This window comes from Wolbachia endosymbiont (group B) of Villa cingulata, assembly GCF_964028285.1.
Classification (GTDB): Bacteria; Pseudomonadota; Alphaproteobacteria; order Rickettsiales; family Anaplasmataceae; genus Wolbachia.
In genome coordinates this window covers 1,057,235-1,077,110 of the sequence record NZ_OZ034766.1, presented here as the reverse complement: position 1 = coordinate 1,077,110, position 19,876 = coordinate 1,057,235, and the positions used below count along the sequence as shown (strand labels likewise).

21 protein-coding genes, 1 pseudogene and 1 riboswitch are annotated in these 19,876 nt (G+C 34.3%); of the genes and pseudogenes, 14 read left to right on the top strand and 8 right to left on the bottom strand.

Annotation, left to right across the window (positions count from 1 at the left end; genetic code table 11):
* Positions 1-252: 252 nt before the first annotated feature.
* From grxD to ABWU52_RS05510, 3 genes are read right to left on the bottom strand one after another with little or no spacing between them, the layout of a single operon-like run.
* Positions 253-576 (bottom strand): Grx4 family monothiol glutaredoxin, encoded by a 324-nt coding sequence (gene grxD / locus ABWU52_RS05520; protein WP_353276511.1) that lies wholly within the window; start codon positions 574-576, stop codon positions 253-255.
* A 16-nt stretch (positions 577-592) separates the two neighbouring features.
* A complete protein-coding gene (locus tag ABWU52_RS05515) occupies positions 593-811 on the bottom strand; it encodes a BolA/IbaG family iron-sulfur metabolism protein (RefSeq protein ID WP_006012412.1) in 219 nt (72 codons plus the stop codon).
* Positions 812-849: 38 nt separating this feature from the next.
* Positions 850-2,169, bottom strand: a complete 1,320-nt coding sequence (locus tag ABWU52_RS05510) for a malic enzyme-like NAD(P)-binding protein (protein ID WP_353276510.1) — start codon at positions 2,167-2,169, stop codon at positions 850-852.
* A 119-nt stretch (positions 2,170-2,288) separates the two neighbouring features.
* On the opposite strand from ABWU52_RS05510, the gene pgsA reads away from it, so the two are divergent.
* The 10 genes from pgsA (at position 2,289) to ABWU52_RS05460 (ending at position 9,238) form a co-directional block, all read left to right on the top strand.
* Positions 2,289-2,831, top strand: a complete 543-nt coding sequence (pgsA, locus tag ABWU52_RS05505; RefSeq protein ID WP_353276509.1) for a CDP-diacylglycerol--glycerol-3-phosphate 3-phosphatidyltransferase — start codon at positions 2,289-2,291, stop codon at positions 2,829-2,831.
* A 100-nt stretch (positions 2,832-2,931) separates the two neighbouring features.
* Complete coding sequence (locus ABWU52_RS05500) at positions 2,932-3,921, top strand: hypothetical protein (RefSeq protein WP_353276508.1); 990 nt, start codon at positions 2,932-2,934, stop codon at positions 3,919-3,921.
* Between the two features lie 67 nt (positions 3,922-3,988).
* Positions 3,989-4,675 (top strand): outer membrane protein assembly factor BamD, encoded by a 687-nt coding sequence (bamD, locus tag ABWU52_RS05495; protein WP_353276507.1) that lies wholly within the window; start codon positions 3,989-3,991, stop codon positions 4,673-4,675.
* A 7-nt stretch (positions 4,676-4,682) separates the two neighbouring features.
* A complete protein-coding gene (locus ABWU52_RS05490; protein ID WP_353276506.1) occupies positions 4,683-5,423 on the top strand; it encodes a YebC/PmpR family DNA-binding transcriptional regulator in 741 nt (246 codons plus the stop codon).
* A complete protein-coding gene (locus tag ABWU52_RS05485; protein ID WP_353276505.1) occupies positions 5,420-6,478 on the top strand; it encodes a M23 family metallopeptidase in 1,059 nt (352 codons plus the stop codon). Before ABWU52_RS05490 ends, ABWU52_RS05485 begins: the two co-directional genes overlap by 4 nt.
* Positions 6,462-7,331, top strand: coding sequence for an SPFH domain-containing protein (locus ABWU52_RS05480; protein WP_353276504.1), 870 nt, complete (start codon positions 6,462-6,464; stop codon positions 7,329-7,331). The genes ABWU52_RS05485 and ABWU52_RS05480 overlap by 17 nt, the downstream gene beginning before the upstream one ends.
* Before the next feature lie 76 nt (positions 7,332-7,407).
* A riboswitch (TPP riboswitch) is annotated at positions 7,408-7,510 on the top strand.
* Positions 7,499-7,783 carry a SemiSWEET family sugar transporter gene (locus ABWU52_RS05475; protein WP_017532519.1) on the top strand — a complete coding sequence of 95 codons (285 nt, stop codon included), beginning with the start codon at positions 7,499-7,501 and terminating at the stop codon, positions 7,781-7,783. Its footprint overlaps the riboswitch before it by 12 nt.
* Positions 7,755-8,027, top strand: a complete 273-nt coding sequence (locus tag ABWU52_RS05470; protein ID WP_353276503.1) for a hypothetical protein — start codon at positions 7,755-7,757, stop codon at positions 8,025-8,027. Before ABWU52_RS05475 ends, ABWU52_RS05470 begins: the two co-directional genes overlap by 29 nt.
* 57 nt (positions 8,028-8,084) lie before the next feature.
* The gene (locus ABWU52_RS05465) at positions 8,085-8,384 is read left to right on the top strand and encodes a transposase (RefSeq protein ID WP_064085359.1); all 300 of its coding nucleotides are present in this window, start codon (positions 8,085-8,087) and stop codon (positions 8,382-8,384) included.
* On the top strand, positions 8,360-9,238 hold the full coding sequence (locus tag ABWU52_RS05460) for an IS3 family transposase (protein ID WP_353277659.1): 879 nt from the start codon (positions 8,360-8,362) through the stop codon (positions 9,236-9,238). The genes ABWU52_RS05465 and ABWU52_RS05460 overlap by 25 nt, the downstream gene beginning before the upstream one ends.
* 178 nt (positions 9,239-9,416) lie before the next feature.
* Here ABWU52_RS05460 and ABWU52_RS05455 read toward each other — a convergent pair whose 3' ends face one another.
* Entirely contained in the window at positions 9,417-9,716 is a 300-nt protein-coding gene (locus ABWU52_RS05455; RefSeq protein ID WP_064085359.1) for a transposase, read from the bottom strand.
* 201 nt (positions 9,717-9,917) lie between these two features.
* Here ABWU52_RS05455 and ABWU52_RS05450 point away from each other — a divergent pair, with 201 nt between their 5' ends.
* Positions 9,918-10,232: a hypothetical protein gene (locus tag ABWU52_RS05450; protein WP_353276502.1), complete on the top strand. Its 315-nt coding sequence runs from the start codon at positions 9,918-9,920 to the stop codon at positions 10,230-10,232.
* A 506-nt stretch (positions 10,233-10,738) separates the two neighbouring features.
* Here the strand turns inward: ABWU52_RS05450 and ABWU52_RS05445 are convergent.
* Complete coding sequence (locus tag ABWU52_RS05445; RefSeq protein ID WP_353276237.1) at positions 10,739-11,776, bottom strand: IS5 family transposase; 1,038 nt, start codon at positions 11,774-11,776, stop codon at positions 10,739-10,741.
* A 211-nt stretch (positions 11,777-11,987) separates the two neighbouring features.
* Between ABWU52_RS05445 and ABWU52_RS05440 the strand changes: the two are divergent.
* A pseudogene (locus tag ABWU52_RS05440) lies at positions 11,988-12,795 on the top strand (IS630 family transposase).
* A gap of 171 nt (positions 12,796-12,966) precedes the next feature.
* Here ABWU52_RS05440 and ABWU52_RS05435 read toward each other — a convergent pair.
* On the bottom strand, positions 12,967-14,313 hold the full coding sequence (locus ABWU52_RS05435; protein WP_353276501.1) for an ankyrin repeat domain-containing protein: 1,347 nt from the start codon (positions 14,311-14,313) through the stop codon (positions 12,967-12,969).
* A gap of 311 nt (positions 14,314-14,624) precedes the next feature.
* Positions 14,625-15,773, bottom strand: coding sequence for a Bcr/CflA family efflux MFS transporter (locus ABWU52_RS05430; RefSeq protein ID WP_353276500.1), 1,149 nt, complete (start codon positions 15,771-15,773; stop codon positions 14,625-14,627).
* 125 nt (positions 15,774-15,898) lie between these two features.
* On the opposite strand from ABWU52_RS05430, the gene ubiE reads away from it, so the two are divergent.
* Positions 15,899-16,597: a bifunctional demethylmenaquinone methyltransferase/2-methoxy-6-polyprenyl-1,4-benzoquinol methylase UbiE gene (ubiE, locus tag ABWU52_RS05425; RefSeq protein ID WP_353276499.1), complete on the top strand. Its 699-nt coding sequence runs from the start codon at positions 15,899-15,901 to the stop codon at positions 16,595-16,597.
* Between the two features lie 188 nt (positions 16,598-16,785).
* A complete protein-coding gene (locus tag ABWU52_RS05420) occupies positions 16,786-18,483 on the top strand; it encodes an ABC transporter ATP-binding protein (protein WP_353276498.1) in 1,698 nt (565 codons plus the stop codon).
* Between the two features lie 244 nt (positions 18,484-18,727).
* Here ABWU52_RS05420 and ABWU52_RS05415 read toward each other — a convergent pair whose 3' ends face one another.
* The gene (locus ABWU52_RS05415) at positions 18,728-19,816 is read right to left on the bottom strand and encodes an IS481 family transposase (protein WP_353276176.1); all 1,089 of its coding nucleotides are present in this window, start codon (positions 19,814-19,816) and stop codon (positions 18,728-18,730) included.
* Positions 19,817-19,876: the final 60 nt, after the last annotated feature.

The window sequence follows — 19,876 nt, the reverse complement described above, 5'->3', positions numbered from 1 at the left end:
AACGAATCCTGTCATCCCAGTGTGTGGTGCTGGAATCCATAATCTCATCAAAAACTCAAAATTCCTGGATCCCACCTGGGATGACACCAAATGAGCTACTCGCATTTTTGAGGTATAAATCACAATATTTGTACAGTTGTGTGTGTGCTACTAAAAGGGTGTCATTCAAGTAGCTGACACTGAAATTCAGAAAAGAAGGCAGTGTCTGGACACTGACACTATGTTTTTATTTTGCCACTCTGCTGTGTAAACTTACTCGGCAATAACCTTTTTTTCTTTTAACAAATTTTGTAATTCACCGTTTTCATACATCTCGCGGGTTATATCACAGCCACCAACAAATTCTCCCTTTATATATAATTGTGGAATTGTTGGCCAATCAGAAAAACTTTTTATGGACTGACGTATTTCATCATTCTCAAGTACGTTGATGCATTTAAACTTTACATTCAATTTTTTGAGAATTGACACGACGAGCCCAGAGAATCCGCATTGAGGAAAGTCAGAGGTGCCTTTCATATACAGCACTACATCGTTTTCTGCTATGTCTTTTTTTATTTGTTCAAAGTTGTTCATAAATATCACCTTAATTTTAAGCCCCAGTTTCTAGTTGCAATGCATGTATAGACTGACCTTCAAGAGCCTTATATACCATTCTATGTTGTTCTATTTTTGTCTTTCCAGAAAAGCACTTGGAAGTTATTTTTAAATGGTAGTGATCATCATCTCCAGCAAGGTCCTTGATCTTTATATCAGCATCAGGAAATGATTGTTTGATAATTTTCTCTAACTCATGAATTGTAATAGTCATCAGTTTATTTTAATTATAAGTCTAAAATATGCAATTAATTATTGTGAAGACAATAGATTCAGCGTGCTTAGAGCACTAGCAAGACGAGATTTTAATTGGCTTTCATACTTATTCCAGTTCTCTATTTCCTTTCTTGCCACACCTGAAGTAACTGCAGCTTTTGCAACAGCAGGAGATACTATAGAAATTAATCTTGGATCAAATGGAGTAGGTATTATATATTCACGTCCATAGCTCATTTTACGACCGCCATAGGCTGCAGATATCTCATTTGGCACTGATTCGCGGGCAAGCTTTGCTATTGCATCTGCAGCAGCAATTTTCATTTCATCATTTATTGTCATTGCATGTACGTCGAGTGCTCCTCTGAATATGTAAGGAAATCCCATTACGTTATTGACTTGGTTGTTATAGTCTGACCTACCAGTTGCAATTATTGCATCTGGCCTTACAGATTTTGCAAATTCAGGCCTTACTTCTGGATCAGGGTTAGCAAGAGCAAAAATGATTGGGTCTTTACCCATGCTTTTTAACATTCCTTCACTGAGCACATCCTTTGCAGAGAGTCCGATGAATACATCAGCATCTTTTATGGCATCGAGCAAGGAACGTTCTTTAGTGTCAATTGCATATTTTTCTTTCCACTCATTCATATCCTCTTTTCTGTCTTTGTGTATTACTCCTTGTTTGTCACATAGTACTATGTTCTTAGCACCCATAGACTTCAGTATTTCCAAACACGCAATACCAGCTGCTCCAGCACCATTCATGATGATCTTTACATTTCCTAATTTCTTTCCAACAATATCGAGGGCATTTTCTATACCAGCTGCAACAACTACTGCAGTGCCATGTTGATCATCGTGGAACACCGGAATATCCATCAACTCATTTAGACGTTTCTCTATTATAAAACAATCAGGAGATCTTATATCTTCTAGATTTATTCCCCCCCAACTTGGACCAAGATACCTTACTGCATTGATGAAATCTTCTATGTTTTCTGTGTCAACTTCTATATCAATTGCATCAATGTCAGCAAAACGCTTAAATAAAACAGCTTTGCCTTCCATGACGGGTTTTGAAGCAAGAGGACCGATATTGCCCAATCCCAGCACTGCGGTGCCATTTGAAATGACAGCCACATAATTGCTTTTTGCCGTGTAATCATAAACAGCTTTAGGATTTTTAGCTATTGCAAGGCATGGGGCTGCAACACCAGGGGAATAAGCAAGTGATAGGTCATGCTGTGTGGATAAGGGTTTTGTTGGTATAACCGATACCTTACCAGGTTTACCACTTTTATTATGGTACTTAAGTGCTTCTTGTTTTGTGGTGTTATCTAAATCATTATTCATGCTTTGAGCTTATTGTTAGTAATTTTTTAAGTATATGGGGTTTTTATGAATGTTCAACTATTAGCTTGTGAATTCTGCTGTACTTCTGTATAAGTTTATCTACCAATAGTGTGACTTACATGCTTAAGAAAAACGTGCCTAATTTGCTAACAATTTCTCGTGCGCTCGCGATACCGGCAATAATATCAAGCTTTTATATAGAAAGTAAATATGCAAGTCTAATAACAATATTGATCTTTATGTTTGCGTGCATTACAGATTTTTTTGATGGTTATTTAGCACGTGCATGGAAAGTCCAATCAAATTTTGGCAAATTATTTGACCCAATTGCTGATAAGTTAGTAGTAGTTTCAACAATAATCATGCTAGTTTACAAGCAAAAAATAGATGATGTTACAATCATACCGTCAGTTGTAATTGTTTGTAGGGAGATATTAGTTTCGGGTTTACGAGAGTTTTTGATAGCTACAAACGTTAGTCTACCTGTGAGCAAAGCTGGGAAAATTAAAACATTTTTTCAGATGGTTGCTATAGTGGCGTTAATAATGAGTGATTATGAAACAACTAAATACATAGGTGTGATTTGTTTGTGGGCTGCAGCTGTTATGACTATGTGGTCAGGCTATAATTACGTTCTAGCTGGCATCAAACAGATTGACTAAATTGCTTAAGAGTATACAAAGAAAGTTAATAATTTCACAATATTGACTGATTGGTTAAAATCCTGTATAATGTATTAGTTTATAAATTAGTCAAGTTTGTATGACTGGTATTATTATAGATAGCTTTAATACTGAGTCTTCCTTTAAGAGATCAAGTTCTGAGAAAGATACTAAAATAGAGGATTTTTTTCGAGATTTCTGGTCAACAGTTGATGAAGAAGAAAAAAAGAGAAAAAAACTTGAGCAAGAATTATTAATACTTGAAGAAGGAAAAAAAAAGCAGAAGCTGGAACAGGAGTTATTAACGTTAAAAAAAAGAGAGCTAAATAGAAAATGTGTATCATTGGCAACAATGGTTCCATTTGCATTGCTGATGGCAATTGAGCTCGAAAAAACATGTAGCGATCAGGTATTACTTGGCCTTATAAGTAGCGCATTGAGCCATACTATATTACCTTTTACAACTTTATATCTTATTTGCACACTATATTTAATTTATAATAATAGAAAAATAGCAGAAAAAGAACGAGAGTTGGGGAATATTGAAGATGGAGAAAAAGAAAAGAAAGATGTTCCTTATACAGTTGATGATTACCTTAACTATGCTGATGCTGCTTTAGTTACATTAGTTATTGTGGCTAAAATAGTAAGTGAAGCATTGGAGCAAGGAATAATAGAAGACGTAGCTTTTTCAATTTCTAGTCTATTTTACTTTGTAGCGAGTGCTACTTTTTGCTATCGTGAGTACAAGAAAAATAAAAATTCTGAAGTAGAAAAAGAGCAAAGCTTTGATGAGAAATCTGAAAAAAAGACAAGCAATATGTCTGCAGCTAAGTTAATGCTCGCTGGTTCTTCTTTATTACTAATCAGGAGAATAATATTGATTTCTGGAGTAGCATTAGCATCGTCTACTGTTGGGCCTGCTTTAGGTCTAGTAGGTATTGCTCTTTTGATGGTAGGAAGTGGATTGATCACACATTCTTATAGTAGAAAGCTAGAGAACGTAGAAGTGAGTGGAAAGGGTGTTGCAATAGGTGGTGGTGCGAGCAATATAGGTAATGGTGGCCAAGAGCCGCTTTTCGTTCGATGATAATGCCAAAAATTTGTTTATTTAGGTAATATTTAGTCTATACTTTATTTTGATCAAAAAAAATCTTATGTATAAGACTTTAATCATATGCTTTTTTCTTCTGACTTGCCCCTTCACGCAGTCGTATGCGAATGATCTTGAACACACTGAAACTGAACTATATGAGGAGGCAGTTAAGCTTTATGATCAGAAAAAATATAAGCAAGCTATTAGAGCATTTCAAAAGATAGAGGATTTGTATCCTTTATCTTATTGGGCAATGAAAGCCAAATTATTGTCTGGGGTTTCTCACTATAATATGGGTAAATACAGCGGTGCTGCAAGTGATATGGATGATTATATATACGTTTATCCAAATGGTGAAGATTTGCCATATGTATATTACTTAAGAGTATTATCTTATTACATGCAAATTAACAAAGTGCAGCTTGGGCAGCAAATTGCATATAAAACTTTAGAGCTAGCTACTGAATATATTAATCTTTTTCCGAATAGCGAATATATAGAAGAGATCAAAGAAAAAGAAAAATTAATCACAGAACATATATCAAAAAAAGAGTATTCTATTGGTGAATTTTACCTAAAGCGTGGTGAATATTTAGCAGTAATTAAGCGTTTTCAAAATATGGTAAGCGATAAAGATTCTAAATATTCTTCTAGAGTTATTAGTTATTTAATAACAGCTCACTTAGCTCTTGGCCTTGACTTAGAAGCTGAGCAGTATGAAAATATGTTAGCAGGAGGGGTGAATTAGTTTTCTTATGGCTGGTCATTCACAGTTTTCAAATATAAAACATCGAAAAGGTGCTCAGGATGCAAAGCGCTCGCAAAAATTTACGAAGCTCATTAGGGAAATAACAGTTGCTGCAAAACAAGGGCTGCCTGATCCCGAACTCAATCCACGTCTTCGCTCTGCTATCTTTGCTGCGCGAAAGGAAAATCTACCAAAAGATAAAATAGAAACAGCAATAAAAAATGCAGCTGGTAACGTTGCTGGAGAAAGTTATGAAGAAATACAATATGAAGGCTGCGGACCTTCTGGTGCTGCACTTATTGTCCATGCTCTGACAAATAATCGCAACCGAACTGCTTCTGAGATACGTTATATCTTTTCTCGCAAAGGCGGTAATTTGGGAGAAACAGGATGTGTGAGTTACCTTTTCGATCATGTAGGCTTAATTGTCTATAAAGCAGAGGGTATAAATTTTGAAGATTTATTTAACTATGGAATTGAATTAGAAGTATTGAATGTTGAGGAAAATAACAAAGAAGAATTATATGTTATAACTTGTGAAGTGAAAGATTTTGGTAGAGTGCGTGATGCTTTCTATACAAAATTTGGAGAACCAGAACTTGCTCGTCTTTCATGGCAACCAAAGGACCTGATTGAAGTTAGTGACAAAGAATTAATTGATAAATTATCTACATTAGTTGAAGAGCTAGAAGATAATGATGATGTGCAGTATGTTGAAGGTAATTTTATTTTTGCTGATAAACTATGAGGCTGGTAATACTTCCACTGCTTTGTATTTTACCAGCATATGCAACTGAAACATTTGCGCAGAAAGACTATTGTCATTCCAGTGCCCAGACACTGGAATTCAGCAAAATTGATTGTAAACAGCACGCTATACAACATTTTCGATTAAAAAGCTGGATTCCAGTGTCAAGCACTGGAATGACACTAATCCACTCTCCAGTGTTATTCCAAGACGGGATCAGGAAAAAAAAAGCTGCTTTGGTGACAGAAAGTGATAGAAAGCTATCATTCATATCCAGTGACATAAAATCCTCTTTTTTTGATGCAGAAGGTTTGGCGCCAGATACAATAATGAGATTAATCGGCATATATAAAGATTATGGTGTAGATTTTAAAAAAGACATTGTGCCCAAAAGCAAGTTGGAAGTTCTGTGTGAGAGTGATCAGAAGGCTGAAGAAAAAATTTTATATACTTCACTCACAACAAGCAATAAAGCTATAAGTTTATATTATTATGAGTCACAAAACAGCAAAGAAGAGTATTTTAATAAAGAGGGGGTAAGCTTGAAGAGTAGCGAAATTTTTGTAAGTCCTTTAAACGGAGATTTTCGTATATCCTCGAATTTTGGTAATAGAAAGCATCCCATTCATGGTAAAATTGCTTTTCATAAAGGAGTAGATTATGCAGCTAAACTTGGCACTCCTATACACGCCACTGCAGAAGGTGTAATAGAATATATAGGAAAGAATGGTGGCTATGGGAATTACATCAAAATAAAGCACAACAATAAATATTCAACTTGTTACGCACATATAAGCAAATTTAGTAGCGATATAAAGTTAGGCTCTAAAGTAAAGCAGGGACAAATCATTGCTTATGTTGGCAGCACTGGTGTTGCAACAGGACCTCATTTACATTATGAAGTTATATATAATGGTAAACATATTGATCCGCTTACGATAGCTCATGGCAATGAGATAAAGTTGCCTGATCGTGAATTAAGAGAGTTTAAATTATTTGTAAGTAAGGTAGATGAAATAATCAGCAGAGAGGGTGCAAGTGAAAAAGCAATCTGATAAAGACAGCACAGATAAAAATACGATAAGTGATAGAAATTTAAGTAAAATTCAGGCTTTTCCTGTACTAATAGTACTAGGATTAGTTTTATTGGTACTTTTTGTGTATGACAGCACAATTGCACTTGGAGTTGCTGCTGTTTCAATTTTGACTTTTCTTCAGGCACTTTTCGTTAATGACCCTAATGAAGCAAGAGTGATAGAGTTTTTTGGTCATTATATTGGAACTTATTTTAAGTCTGGAATATGCGTAACGCTTCCGTTTTCGAGTAAATATAGAGTTTCTCTGAAATTTCAGAATATCAATACAGAAAAAATTAAAGTTAATGATGCTAATGGAAGTCCGATAGAGATTTCAGTAGTAATTGTTTGGAGAGTGAGCAGTCCTGCGAAGGCATATTATAATGTTAATAATTATCATAATTTTGTTTTTGTGCAAAGTGACTCGGTAATTAGAGAACTGGCAAGTAATTATCCGTATGATAGCGAAAACGATGAGGAATCTTTGCGTAAAAATTCTGATAAAATTTCAAATGAATTGAGATCAATGCTACAACAAAGATTGAATATTGCTGGAATTGAAATTGCAGAAGCAAGAATATCGCATTTGGCCTATTCATCTGAGATTGCACAAGCAATGCTGAGGCGTCAACAAGCGCATGCCATCACCTCTGCAAGAAAGCATATAGTGCAAAATGCAATAGGAATTATCGAAGAAGTAATAGCCCATTTTGAAAAAAATAAAAGCTTACAATTGGATGGAAAACAAAAGGTTCAATTGATAAACAATTTGCTAGTTGCTCTGATCTCTGAGCAGGATGCACAGCCGACTATTAGTTTGGATAATAATTAGCATAGAAGCCGATTGGGTTTCATAAATGCAAGTCACTGTTAATTTCTTGATTAATAGACTAAATGATGTTATAAATTACACGCATTAGGGGTGCTCTAAAAAAGCCGAGAGTACATAAAGTACAACCCTTTGAACCTGATCTTGTTAAAACAAACGTAGGAAAATGTATGTATATAAATATTGAAGAATGCTTTGGCTTCATCGCGTTCATTACATCTCTCATTGGGTTATTGCCTCAAGTATATAGAGCATATATCACAAAACTTACTCGTGACGTATCGATGCTAATGTTGGTGAATTATCTTATTTGTTCATCATCTTGGCTTATTTACGGTATTTGTCAGGGTTTAACTTTTGTGATACTCAGTAATATTGCTGGATTAGTGATCAGTATAATATCAATTGTTCAAAAATGTTACTACGATGCAAAAACTGCACGAAGCGTTTTATAACCATATGCTACATTGTAGCGTGGAGCAAGAATATCGTTCTATTGTAGTACTAAATGGAGAAATACCTGATTCATCGTTTTTTAAACAAGATATACCTGTTATTGCTGTAGATGGAGGAGCAAATAAGCTTCTATCAATTGGCGTAAAACCTGATCTTGTAATAGGAGATTTGGATAGTATAAATCCGAATTTACGTGCTAATTTAAATACAGTATATCTGACTGACCTTACCCAGAAAAAGTAGACAGAAAGTTAAGACGTTTTTGAAGTAAAATAAAACGTTTTTTCAAAGAGGTGTGGTATGACAAAAAGAAAAGAATATACAGCAGAATTCAAAATTGAAGCTATAAGACTAGTAAAAGAAACAGGTCAATCATCAGCAAAAATAGCAAGAGATTTGGGTATTAGCGGTGATTCATTAAGCAGATGGGTAAAAACATACAATGATAGAATGTCTGGAGTAGATGCGTTTCCAGGAAAAGGGAAAGTAGCTCATTGTGACAAAGAAAAGTTTGATTTAAAGAAAGAGCTGGCAAGAGTAACGAGGGAAAGAGACATTTTAAAAAAAGCCCTGGGATATTTTGCAAACCAAAAAGAGTAAAATATTCTTTTATAAAAGAACATAAAAAATGCTATAAAATACGGGAATCATGCAGATTTTTGAACGTATCTGCTTGTGGTTATTATAAATGGATTACTAAGGAAAAAAACAACAAAAAATCAATAAGAGAAGAGCTCATACAAGATATTCAGAAGGTATATCGAGCATCACAATGCAGATACGGAGCTCCTAAAATTCACGCTGAATTAAAGGCTTTAGGTAAAAATTATAACATCAAAACAGTGCAAAATGTTATGCAGAAAAATGGCATTCAAGCTAAGCTTAGACGAAAGTTTAAAAGTAAAAAACCACAAATAGACAATAGAGTTATAACTCCTAACATATTAAATCAGAATTTCATCGCTGATCAACCTAACAAGATATGGGTAACTGATATTACGTACATAAAAACTAATGAAGGATGGTTATATTTGGCAGCAATAATAGATTTATATTCACGCATGGTGATTGGCTGGTCAATGAGTAATGCAGTAAATAGGCAATTAGTTATAGATGCGTTATTCATGGCTATTGGTAGGCGCAAATCTGCTAAAAATCTACTATTTCATAGCGATCAAGGATCGCAATACACCTCTAAAAATTATCAATTTTTACTAAGTACAAAAAATATTACTTCTAGTATGAGTCACAAAGGTTGTTGTTATGATAATGCTGTTTCAGAGAGCTTTTTTAGTTCACTTAAGAGAGAGTTACTCATTGATACTTCACAACACTCTGCACAACAAGCTAAAACCGCAATATTTGAATATATAGAAATTTTTTATAATAAACAGCGTAGACATTCTACTATTAACTATTGCATTCCTGAGCTTTTTGATTCATCATTCTCATAGCAAAAACGTCTTAACTTTCTATCTACTTTTTCTGGGTAAGGTCACTCTTCTCTTATTGATTTTTTGTTGTTTTTTTCCTTAGTAATCCATTTATAATAACCACAAGCAGATACGTTCAAAAATCTGCATGATTCCCGTATTTTATAGCATTTTTTATGTTCTTTTATAAAAGAATATTTTACTCTTTTTGGTTTGCAAAATATCCCAGGGCTTTTTTTAAAATGTCTCTTTCCCTCGTTACTCTTGCCAGCTCTTTCTTTAAATCAAACTTTTCTTTGTCACAATGAGCTACTTTCCCTTTTCCTGGAAACGCATCTACTCCAGACATTCTATCATTGTATGTTTTTACCCATCTGCTTAATGAATCACCGCTAATACCCAAATCTCTTGCTATTTTTGCTGATGATTGACCTGTTTCTTTTACTAGTCTTATAGCTTCAATTTTGAATTCTGCTGTATATTCTTTTCTTTTTGTCATACCACACCTCTTTGAAAAAACGTTTTATTTTACTTCAAAAACGTCTTAACTTTCTGTCTACTTTTTCTGGGTAAGGTCAATCTACCTGATCAAGATTATTGCGACTTTTCTAAAGCAATGGCTCACTTAAAAACAGTAAAGTTATTGCCATCAATTACTACAAAATATTAACTTTAGTAACGGGTATTACTGGAGGAGCAATTGATCATATTTTTAAGTACAGATAGTATCTTTTATATGCCTTCGCCTCCCATGGTGGGGTACGCCTTACAAAAAGGTATTAGCTATTTTTCCTCTTTGCTAAAAAATACTAAAATATCCTTACTTGGTATACCGAAAGCTCAAATATCAACTAAAGGATTACAATGGGAACTGTACCTTAGTCACCTTGCTTTTCCAGGAAAGAATTCTTGCTTTAATCGAAGTTTAGGCAATGAGTTATCTATAGAAATATACAGCGGCGTGTGTTTAGCAATGATATATTTAGAAGCAGTAAATGATGATGGTGTGTATTGAGTTAAAACATTAGGAAAAAAAAAGTAGAAAAACCGTGTTAACACTAATTATAAAAACTACAGGCGCCTGTTATTAGCTAAAGTAAAGGTCAAATATCTGGAATTCTGGACATAAAATCCTCCTGTATAAAAAAGATTCAGAATGTACACACAACAGATGTGGCTGAATTTTTATTGAAAAATTGGTTAAAAGGTCTGCAGACTGAGATAGATTTTGAGCTCTCTAAATATCTCTACCATCATTATAATGGCATCTTGAGTATGCGGAAGCAATTTTTTCATTAAAATAAAAAATTTTATTCTACAGCGCGGCTACTTGAATGACAAGGAAAGGCCACTCGGATAATAAGAAAGGAACCAATGAAAGCAAATAGGTGTCATTCCAGCGTGTGACGCTGTAATCCAGCTGAGTTGATAAACACGAGGCGCTTTTTTGATGACGAAAAGAGTGGATCTCAGTGGGCTTTGTTGCATCACTCTTCGGATAGTAGGTAACGTGGAATAAATTCATGAAGCTATCTCAAATTTAGCCATGCCTATATCAGTAAATTTGTTAAGCAAATAACACTTGAGTAGCAGTTCTCTCTCACGATTAACCTCAGATTTGTTTCTAAAACTAAACCCAAATGTTTGCTTCAGTCGCGAGAAAAAACTTTCTATATAAGATCTCTTCCCATAATTTATCTCTTTTTTCCACCTCTTCATACCATCTTCATCATATGACTTTATGAGCTTGATTGTAGAATTTCTCTCATCCATATAATCCAACTTTGGATGCTCTACTGCATTATTTTGCGGAGGAATCCTTGTCTTTATGTCAAGCTCATCGCACAGTTTGTATAACTTCTTTCGATTATATGCCCTGTCTGCATATAGTGTGCTTATATTATATTTAACATCAATCCTTGCAATAAGATCACATGCTCCATAGTGGTCAGAATAAACTCCGCCACTGTATTTTGCTGCTATAACTTTTTTGCTACCTATCTCTAGCATTACATGCAGTTTTCTTGTTTGCTCATAGCGGCGATACTTTCTATCTGTACCATTTGCCTTGCTATGACCTGGAATATTATTGTAGATGCTTATTCCAGTACTATCTATGGCAATCTCAATATCTTCTGTATTATTTTTATCATGTCTTCGATCATTAATTTTGATGTTAAGTTTTTTAAGCCTTCTTGAGGCCTGGGAATAGCTAATAACTTGCAAGTTTTTCCTTACTTGCTCAAGGTACCCTGCTATAAATCCCGCTGTTTGTCTCAGACCTATTCTAAATAAACAAGTTATTATGTGAACCAGAATCACGACCTTATCGCTATAAATATAGTTGCCACCAGCCATTTTTGGACCTTTTTCGTACCAATTTTCTATGGCATCATTGACGTAATAAAAAATATTTCCCCTCTCTTGGAGAAATTTGTTATATTCATGGCAGTTACTGACTCTCATTTTTTGTGGCATATTTTTCTTTAGTAGGTTAAATGCTTGTCTTATAGTGAATTTTGTCAGTAACTGCCAGTTCTTTTTATTTGACCTATGCAACAAAGCCATCCCAGTGTCAGCTACTTGAATGACAATAAGGGGTCACTTGAAACTGATTTTTTTTTGCATTCCAGTTATGCAAGAAATCTATTATATAATATTATTATCACCCTCTTGATAGTTTGTTAGCTCCTCTCCTCCTGAGTTATAGCTCTTCTCATAATAGTGGAAACAGGATAAAATAGAGACTTAGGGTAATAAGAAGGTAAAAGTGCCAGCAGCATACAGTTATGACTTAAGGAAAAAAGCCATGCAGGCGTTAGATGAAGGAGAGAGTAAAACAGCAGTAGCAAAGAGGTTCAAAATCGGTAGAGTAACATTGTACAAATGGGAGAAAAGGCGGAAAGAAACAGGAATCGAAGAAACTGGGAAATAGAGGCTATAATCATAAAATCACCGATTGGAATGCGTTTGCAGAATTTATAAAAAAGCACGGCGGTAAAACACAATCAGAGGTGCTGGGGCAATATAAGTCGTCAAACGATTCATAGAGCTCTAAAAAAATTTGGATTTACACGCAAAAAAAGACTTATGGATATGAAGAAAGAAACGAAGAAAAACGCGCTGAATTTCTGAAAGTCATATCGGCAGAGTCCCCTAAAAATTTGGTATATATTGATGAATCTGGTATAGACAATACAGAAGATTACCAATACGGATATTGCAGAAAGGGAGAATGCACTAAAATCAGGTAAGAAAACTCAGAGAGTTAGCATGATTGCAGCTTTAAATAAGGGAAAAATGTTGCACCTATGACGTTTGAAGGCTATTGTGATACAGAGGTTTTTAATGGCTGGTTCGAGCAATTTCTGGCACCAATTTTACAGCCTGGACAAACAGTGATTTTAGATAATGCAACTTTTCATAAGTCTAAAAAGATTGTCGAACTTGCCAAAAGGGTTGGTGCAGACATTCTGTATCTGCCTCCATATTCTCCAGATTTCAATAAAATTGAGCATCATTGGTTTGCTATAAAAAACAGAGCCAGGAAAAACATTCCTCTGTTTCCACTATTATGAGAACAGCTATACTTGGTGCAATTATTTGATCAGATTCAGTTGATGGTTCATCAGATCCAAACAACCATGAAAAAATCCACCTAAAAATGATCCTATTAAAGAAAAAGGTTTAATCAGTATACCAAACAAACTACTAAAAAAAGAGCTTGGCTGTTCTTCATTTGTTGATGATTAACTTCGTGGACTAACACCATTTTGTGTAAGTGTTATGTCAATAGAATGTCCATTATCAGCAGCTTCAATTTTTACATCACTTTCTTCTTCTGCACTGATCTCCTGTTGTTCTTCCTTTTGTTCTTGTAAACTTGGTTGGACATTACCTTCTTGTCTAGCATCTTCCTCTTGACCTACTTCATTATCTTTTGATGCTATACTGTCATCAATTTTTTTGGGGGGTTTTAGTAATAGAGTTTTTATTTCTTCTGTGCTAGCTAAATCTAAAGGAGTCTTTCCATATTTATCTTGTGCATTAACATTTGCTTCTGCGTTTATTAGAGCTTCTACTATCTCTTTTCTATCATAGTTTGCAGCCCAATGTAAAGGAGTCCTCTCATCCTTATCTACTGCGTTAACATTTACTTCTGCGTTTATTAGAGCTTTTACTATCTCTTTTCTACCATATCCTGCAGCCCAATGTAAAGGAGTCCTCTCATCCTTATCTACTGCATTAACATTTGCCTTCATTTCTATTAGAATATCGACCATCTTTTCACGGCTCCACGATACATTAGGCAATGTATTCCAGTTGTTTTTTTCAATTACCAGGTGTAAAGGAGTCTTTCCATCTATATTTTGTAAATTAACATTGATACTTTCTACTTTCAGTAGATCGTCCAATTCAGGTATCTCCATCGCTTTCTTTTTTAAAAAAAAATGCAAAGGAGTCTCTTTATTTTTATCTGTTAGATTAACATTGATGCCTTTTTTGTTCAGTAGAGTGTAGAATTTATCTGTATCTATATCTAGGTCTATTTTTTGAAGAATTAAATGTAAAGGGGTTTCTCCTGCATTATTTTGTGCATTAACGTCTGCTCCTTTATCAAGTAGAAATTCTACTATCCTTTCTGTATCTTTATATCTACTTTTAGCAGCAAAATGCAGAGGAGTCTCTTCAAATTCATTTTTTACATCAACCTTTGCTCCTTTGCTGAGTAGAAATTCCACTACGTCTTTATGTCCATTTTGAGCAGATAAGTGTAGAGGGGTCTCTTCAAATTCATTTTCTGCGTTAACCTGTACTTTTTCTTCTCTATTTAACAGATTTTCTACATCATCAATATTACCGCTTTTAGCAGCTTCAAGCAATTTGTCATTGGCATCTTTTATGCTTTGTAATAGATTTTTTATTTCTTCTGTCTTAGCTAAATCTAAAGGAGTCTGTCCTTTATCATTTTTTGTATTAACATTTGCTTCTTTCTTTAATAGGTCTTCTACTGCTTTCAAGTCGCCAAGTCTGGCAGCCAGATGTAGAGAAACCTTACAATGCTCAGCTTTTACTTCTTCGTATTTATTTAACACGTGGCGTTCTCGAGAAGAGTCATAAGCAATAAAATCTGCTCCATTATCTAATAGAACTTTTGCTATATCAGAATGATTATTTTTAACAGCCCAATATAGAGAATTACCTTGAGATCCATCATATGCATATTAACATCAGCTTCTTCAATTATTAGGCGCTTTGCTTCATTAAGATCACCTCTTTTAGCAGCATCAAGTAAAGCAGCATCTATATTTCTGATTGAATAATTCATTTAACACTTCTCTATAAAATTGCATTACTATAGTAAGGTAGTTAATAATTCATGAACTCTTGGTTGTAGAAATAATGATTATCCTTCGTGTTTTTCAGTGTATTTAAGTAAACTATATATAAGAATTGCAATTATAGAACATACAACTGTTAATAGTAAATTTGGTAAAATGCCATAAGAAAAGAATTTTCCTACTATGTATATTCCAACAGCCCCAAACATCATATTGCAAAATGAGAGAACTGCACTACCAAGCCCTATACTTTTGACCGTTTCTAAAGCAGAAGTTACGTTATTGCTGATTACGAGTGCAAGTCCTATATTGCTTGGAATCCAAAGAACTTGAAGAATAAGTACGTTCAATTTGTTCATGAAATAAAAATATACCAATAAACCATCAGATATTATTGGTAATACCAAACCTATGATTAGCATCTTGCTCACTCCTATTTTTGGTACGTACCTTCTATTAATTAAAGTTCCAATTATGTAAAATATAACTATGATTGATATGAGATAGCCAAAATATTGTACTTCGACGCCCATTGATTCAAATATGAACGGGTAGTTAGCAATGTATGCCCAAAGCCACATGAAAGTTAATCCATGAATGGTTGAAAATCCAAGGAAACGATAATTCTTAAATATTAATATATACTGCTTGAAGATATTAATACTGGCTTTACTTTTATTTACGGTCAGCGTTTCTTGTAGCTTCAAGTAAATAAAAATGAGCATAACAATTGCGGCAAGTGATATGATAAAAAACAAAAACTTCCAACTATATCCATGTGAAATCATATAACTGCCTATTACTGGAGCTATTCCAGGTGAAAGCGCTACTACCATATTTAACTTTGAGATTACTCTTGAGTATTCACTACCTGAGTACATATCCCTGATTGCTGCATATCCGACAACGCCTGCAACACCAGCTCCAGCTCCTTGTATAAACCGGATTAATATTAAAAGTATAATATTATCAGCTATACAACATACAATACTTGCCAAAGTAAAAATTGTCATACCAATCAGCATTATTAGGCGCCTGCCATAATAGTCTGACAATGGGCCATAAATTAATCCAGATATTGCAACTCCTACTAAATTTAAACTGATCGTAAGCTGCGCTATATTACCTTTCACCTTAAAATAGTTGGCAATACTTGGCAATGCAACTGAGTATAAGTCTGTTGCCATATCAACAACTGCTACAGATAATATCATAATAAGAGAGATGATATTTTGTGAAAAAGCTGTCGACACTAATGATTTACTGGATTAAATATGTTTAATTGTAGTATATTTTTCTCATTAGTATATTAATTTAACTGCTAATCTCTGTATAAAATATGGATAAATCACAATTAGTTAAAGAGGTTTTCGATTCTGTAGCAAATCGCTACGACATTATGAATGATATAATGAGCCTTGGAATGCACAGGCTATGGAAAGAGAAGATGGTAAGTAGTGTGCATTTTAAAAAGAACTCCAAGGTTTTGGATATTGCTGGAGGAACCGGAGATATAGCTATAAGAATAGCAAGAGGTGAACCAAGTACTCAAGTTACAGTATGTGATATAAATCAAAACATGCTGGACAAAGGGCGTGATAAAGCAATAAATTCAAATCAGCTAAATTTCAATTGGGTATGTGCAAATGCAGAGAGTTTACCATTTGAAGATTCTGAATTTGATTATTATACAGTAGCTTTTGGTATTCGAAACTTTTCTGACCGTAAAAAGGCTTTAAGTGAAGCATATAGGGTATTGAAGCCAGATGGGAAATTTATTTGCTTGGAGTTTGCCCCTATGCATTATCAAAATGAGATATTCACCAAATTTTATGACTTATACTCATTTAAAGTAATTCCTAAAATTGGTAGCATAGTTGCTAAAGATAAGGGTTCTTACGAATACCTAGTAAGAAGCATAAGAGAATTTCCAACTCAAACTAATTTTAAAATGGAAATTGAAGAGGTAGGCTTTAAGAATGTTGAGTTCTATAATATGAGCTATGGAATAGTGGCGTTACACATTGGAATAAAATGAATATTAAACTCTGGTCTGCTCATCCTTCCAACAGTTCTTTTGCTATCTTCCTGTAATTGCGCAGCGTTTTTCCTTCAGTAGAAATCAAGCTAAAGTTTCTTGAACGTATTGCTCTCAGGAGGTACACTGTGGACTAATGCTGTACCTTTTTCCTGAACTAAAATCTATATACTTAACTTTAAAATAAAATGCGATCTAACATTAAGCAGCTATTTTACTATATAAAACCTAGTCTACATTATTTTAGCATAGCTTTTATTGCAGTTCTATTTTCAGCTTTAACGATTCTTCTTTTTGGTAGGGGCTTAAGCAACATAATTGATTCTGGCGCAGAGCATAACTTTACTACCAAGCTCGTAGTTTCAATACTGATAGTTTTGGGCATTTCTTTCACTGCATTTATTCGGTTATATTTCATTGGCATTGGCAGCGAGAAAGTTATCGCAAGAATCAGATACGACTTATATAGCAGTATCACTGACTTGCAACCGAGTTTCTTTGAGAACACAGGCGTACAAGATGTTATCTCAGCATTAATTACTGATACCTCTGCATTGCAATCGATAATAAACAGCAGCTTACTGACAATATTGAGAAATTTTGTTGTACTGACTGGTAGTGTTGCAATGCTATTATACACAAATCTGCACCTCACTGCATATGCAGCTGCAATAATACCCATACTGCTCATTATCATGACTTCACTTGGAAAAAAAGTTCGCAATTATGCACGCTTTGCTCAGGATAAATTAAGTGAGCTTGCATCATTTAGTGAGGAAAATTTTAGATCTATAGTAACTATCAAATCGTTTGTACTCGAAGAAAATGAAAAAATTCGTTTTCAGAAACATCTAAACTCAGTATCAAAATCATACGTAAAATTAGTACTCTTGCGTGCTATTTTAGTAACTCTAGTTATCACGTGTGTGATAGGTTCGCTAGTTATTTTGCTTTTTTTTGGAATAAAAGAAGTCTTAAGTAATAATATGACCATTGGAGAACTCTCCTCATTTGTGTTTTATTCAGCGCTTGCTTCAGGGGCTGTAAACAATCTAAGCGATAACATCAGTGATTTGCAACGAGGTCTTGGAATTGTAGAGCGTTTATTTGAATTTATGAACATGAAAAGCTCTATATTAGATAGTGATAATCCTATAAGGATCAATAGTGTTCAAAAAGGAATTTCGTTTAATGATGTAACATTTTTTTATGCTGATAAGCCAGCATTAAATAACGTATCATTTTCTATAGAGGTAGGCCAATCAGTATCAATTGTTGGACCATCTGGCAGTGGCAAGAGCACCATTTTAAAGCTTCTGCTCCGTTTTCATGATCCAAACAAAGGTAGCATTACTATCGATGGACAGAATATTAAGACAATTGCGCTAAATGATCTAAGATCGCTGTTTGGCTTAGTACCACAAGATCACATGATATTTTCTTGCTCAATAATGGAAAATATACTATATGGTAAACCAGATGCTGAATATGAAGAGGTGAAGCAAGCAGCTATCAGCGCTTATGCGATGGAATTTATTGATAAGCTGCCTGATAAATTTGATACATTTGTAGGAAAAAGAGGATTAAAACTTTCTGAAGGGCAAAAGCAACGTATTATAATAGCAAGAGCCATACTCAAAAACCCTCAGGTTTTAATACTGGATGAAGCAACCTCTGCTCTTGATTATAAAAGTGAAAACCTAGTGCAAAAAGCACTTAGCAAGTTGATGCAAAACAGAACAACAATTATAATTACGCACAGGCTATCAACCGCACTCAAAACTGACAAGATTATAGTGATTAATTGCGGGAAAGTAGAAGAAGTGGGAACTCATGATTCTCTAATGAGTAAAGATGGGCTGTATGCAAAATTGGCGAAGATATAGTAAAAACTGAAGGAAAATTTGAGTCATACTTGTTGGTTGTTATGCTAGATTAATAATGAAAATTATTAAATCTTTAATCATTTTAACTTATAATAACATCATAGTATTTTTTTAAGGATTATTATGGTTTATAATTATAGTCATTTCCCAAAATCACCTTGTACGGCTTTCAATTTGCCAACACAAGTTTTACCAGCACCAATTTCGCACTGTAATAGTTTAGACTTAATCTGACAAGCATGAATTATCTGACAGAAGAATCGACGAAGTCAAAACCGATATCAGAATCTGCTTTAATGTTATCAATATTTTTTTGGTAAGCAATATGCATACTGTCAAAAAAGGTCTGCATAGGAGTCTTACCGTAGCAATACTTACCAGAATGAGGTCTAGCTCTATTGTAAGAATGCAACCAATGATCAACATCTAACTGAAGCTCTTCCAAAGTACTATAAATCTTTTTCCTAAAGATAATATTGTAACATTCGTCTTGCATAGTTCTATGAAGCCTTTCACATATACCATTAGTCTGTGGAGAATAAGCTTTGGTTCTAGAGTGATCAATATTTTCTATTCCCAAATATAGCTGGTACGCATGATTCCCTGGTTTGCCACAATACTCCGTACCTCTATCGGTTAAAATGCGTAGCAATGGAACTTTCTGTTCATCAAAAAATGGTATAACTCTATCATTGAGAAGATCTGCAGCTGTTATGGCAGTTTTCTCCGTATAAAGCTTAGCGAAGGCCACTCTAGAGTAGGTATCAATAAAAGTTTGTTGATAAATTCGTCCAATACATTTGATATTGCCTACATAATAGGTATCTTGACTACCTAAGTATCCAGGGTGTTGTGTCTCAATTTCGCCATGTGCCTCTTTTTGTTCCTTAGCTTTTTCTAAAGCAGTAACTTGCTCCTCTGTCAAAATTATACCATCTTGTACTACCTTCGCTTCCAGCGCTTTCAATCTCTTTTTAAAATTTTCAAGATCGTTTCTTTGCCATATTGATCTTATCCCGCTAGCAGATATTAGAATTCCTCTCTTTTTCAGTTCATTTGCTGCTCTTTCTTGTCCATATGCTGGAAATTCTATTGCTATTTCAACTACTGCTTTTTCTATATTCTCTGATACTCTATTTGCATATAATGGCTTACTTTTACTTATCTCATGTAATCCCTCTTCTCCTCCTGTTTCATATAGTTCTTTGAATCGGTAAAATGTATCTCTCGAATATCCCATCACTTTACATGCCTGCGATACATTCCCTAATTGTTTTGCAAGTTCTAGCAATCCTAACTTTGGTTTTAATATTTTTTCTTGTGTTGTACTCATATCTGACACTCCTTTAAAATTTGTTTATATTTTTATCTTACTCTATTCGCTTGTCAGATT

Bases quoted from the DNA above. Each gene is read 5' to 3' on its own strand.
- ABWU52_RS05470 (WP_353276503.1), top strand. From the start codon at position 7,755: ATGCAAAAACTGCACGAAGCGTTTTATAACCATATGCTACATTGTAGC.
- ABWU52_RS05420 (WP_353276498.1), top strand. From the start codon at position 16,786: ATGCGATCTAACATTAAGCAGCTATTTTACTATATAAAACCTAGTCTA.
- ABWU52_RS05510 (WP_353276510.1), bottom strand. From the start codon at position 2,169: ATGAATAATGATTTAGATAACACCACAAAACAAGAAGCACTTAAGTAC.
- ABWU52_RS05490 (WP_353276506.1), top strand. From the start codon at position 4,683: ATGGCTGGTCATTCACAGTTTTCAAATATAAAACATCGAAAAGGTGCT.
- ABWU52_RS05465 (WP_064085359.1), top strand. From the start codon at position 8,085: ATGACAAAAAGAAAAGAATATACAGCAGAATTCAAAATTGAAGCTATA.
- ABWU52_RS05455 (WP_064085359.1), bottom strand. From the start codon at position 9,716: ATGACAAAAAGAAAAGAATATACAGCAGAATTCAAAATTGAAGCTATA.
- ABWU52_RS05430 (WP_353276500.1), bottom strand. From the start codon at position 15,773: ATGATATTATCTGTAGCAGTTGTTGATATGGCAACAGACTTATACTCA.
- ABWU52_RS05500 (WP_353276508.1), top strand. From the start codon at position 2,932: ATGACTGGTATTATTATAGATAGCTTTAATACTGAGTCTTCCTTTAAG.
- ABWU52_RS05415 (WP_353276176.1), bottom strand. From the start codon at position 19,816: ATGAGTACAACACAAGAAAAAATATTAAAACCAAAGTTAGGATTGCTA.
- grxD (WP_353276511.1), bottom strand. From the start codon at position 576: ATGAACAACTTTGAACAAATAAAAAAAGACATAGCAGAAAACGATGTA.
- ABWU52_RS05475 (WP_017532519.1), top strand. From the start codon at position 7,499: ATGTATATAAATATTGAAGAATGCTTTGGCTTCATCGCGTTCATTACA.
- bamD (WP_353276507.1), top strand. From the start codon at position 3,989: ATGTATAAGACTTTAATCATATGCTTTTTTCTTCTGACTTGCCCCTTC.
- ABWU52_RS05515 (WP_006012412.1), bottom strand. From the start codon at position 811: ATGACTATTACAATTCATGAGTTAGAGAAAATTATCAAACAATCATTT.
- ABWU52_RS05485 (WP_353276505.1), top strand. From the start codon at position 5,420: ATGAGGCTGGTAATACTTCCACTGCTTTGTATTTTACCAGCATATGCA.
- pgsA (WP_353276509.1), top strand. From the start codon at position 2,289: ATGCTTAAGAAAAACGTGCCTAATTTGCTAACAATTTCTCGTGCGCTC.
- ubiE (WP_353276499.1), top strand. From the start codon at position 15,899: ATGGATAAATCACAATTAGTTAAAGAGGTTTTCGATTCTGTAGCAAAT.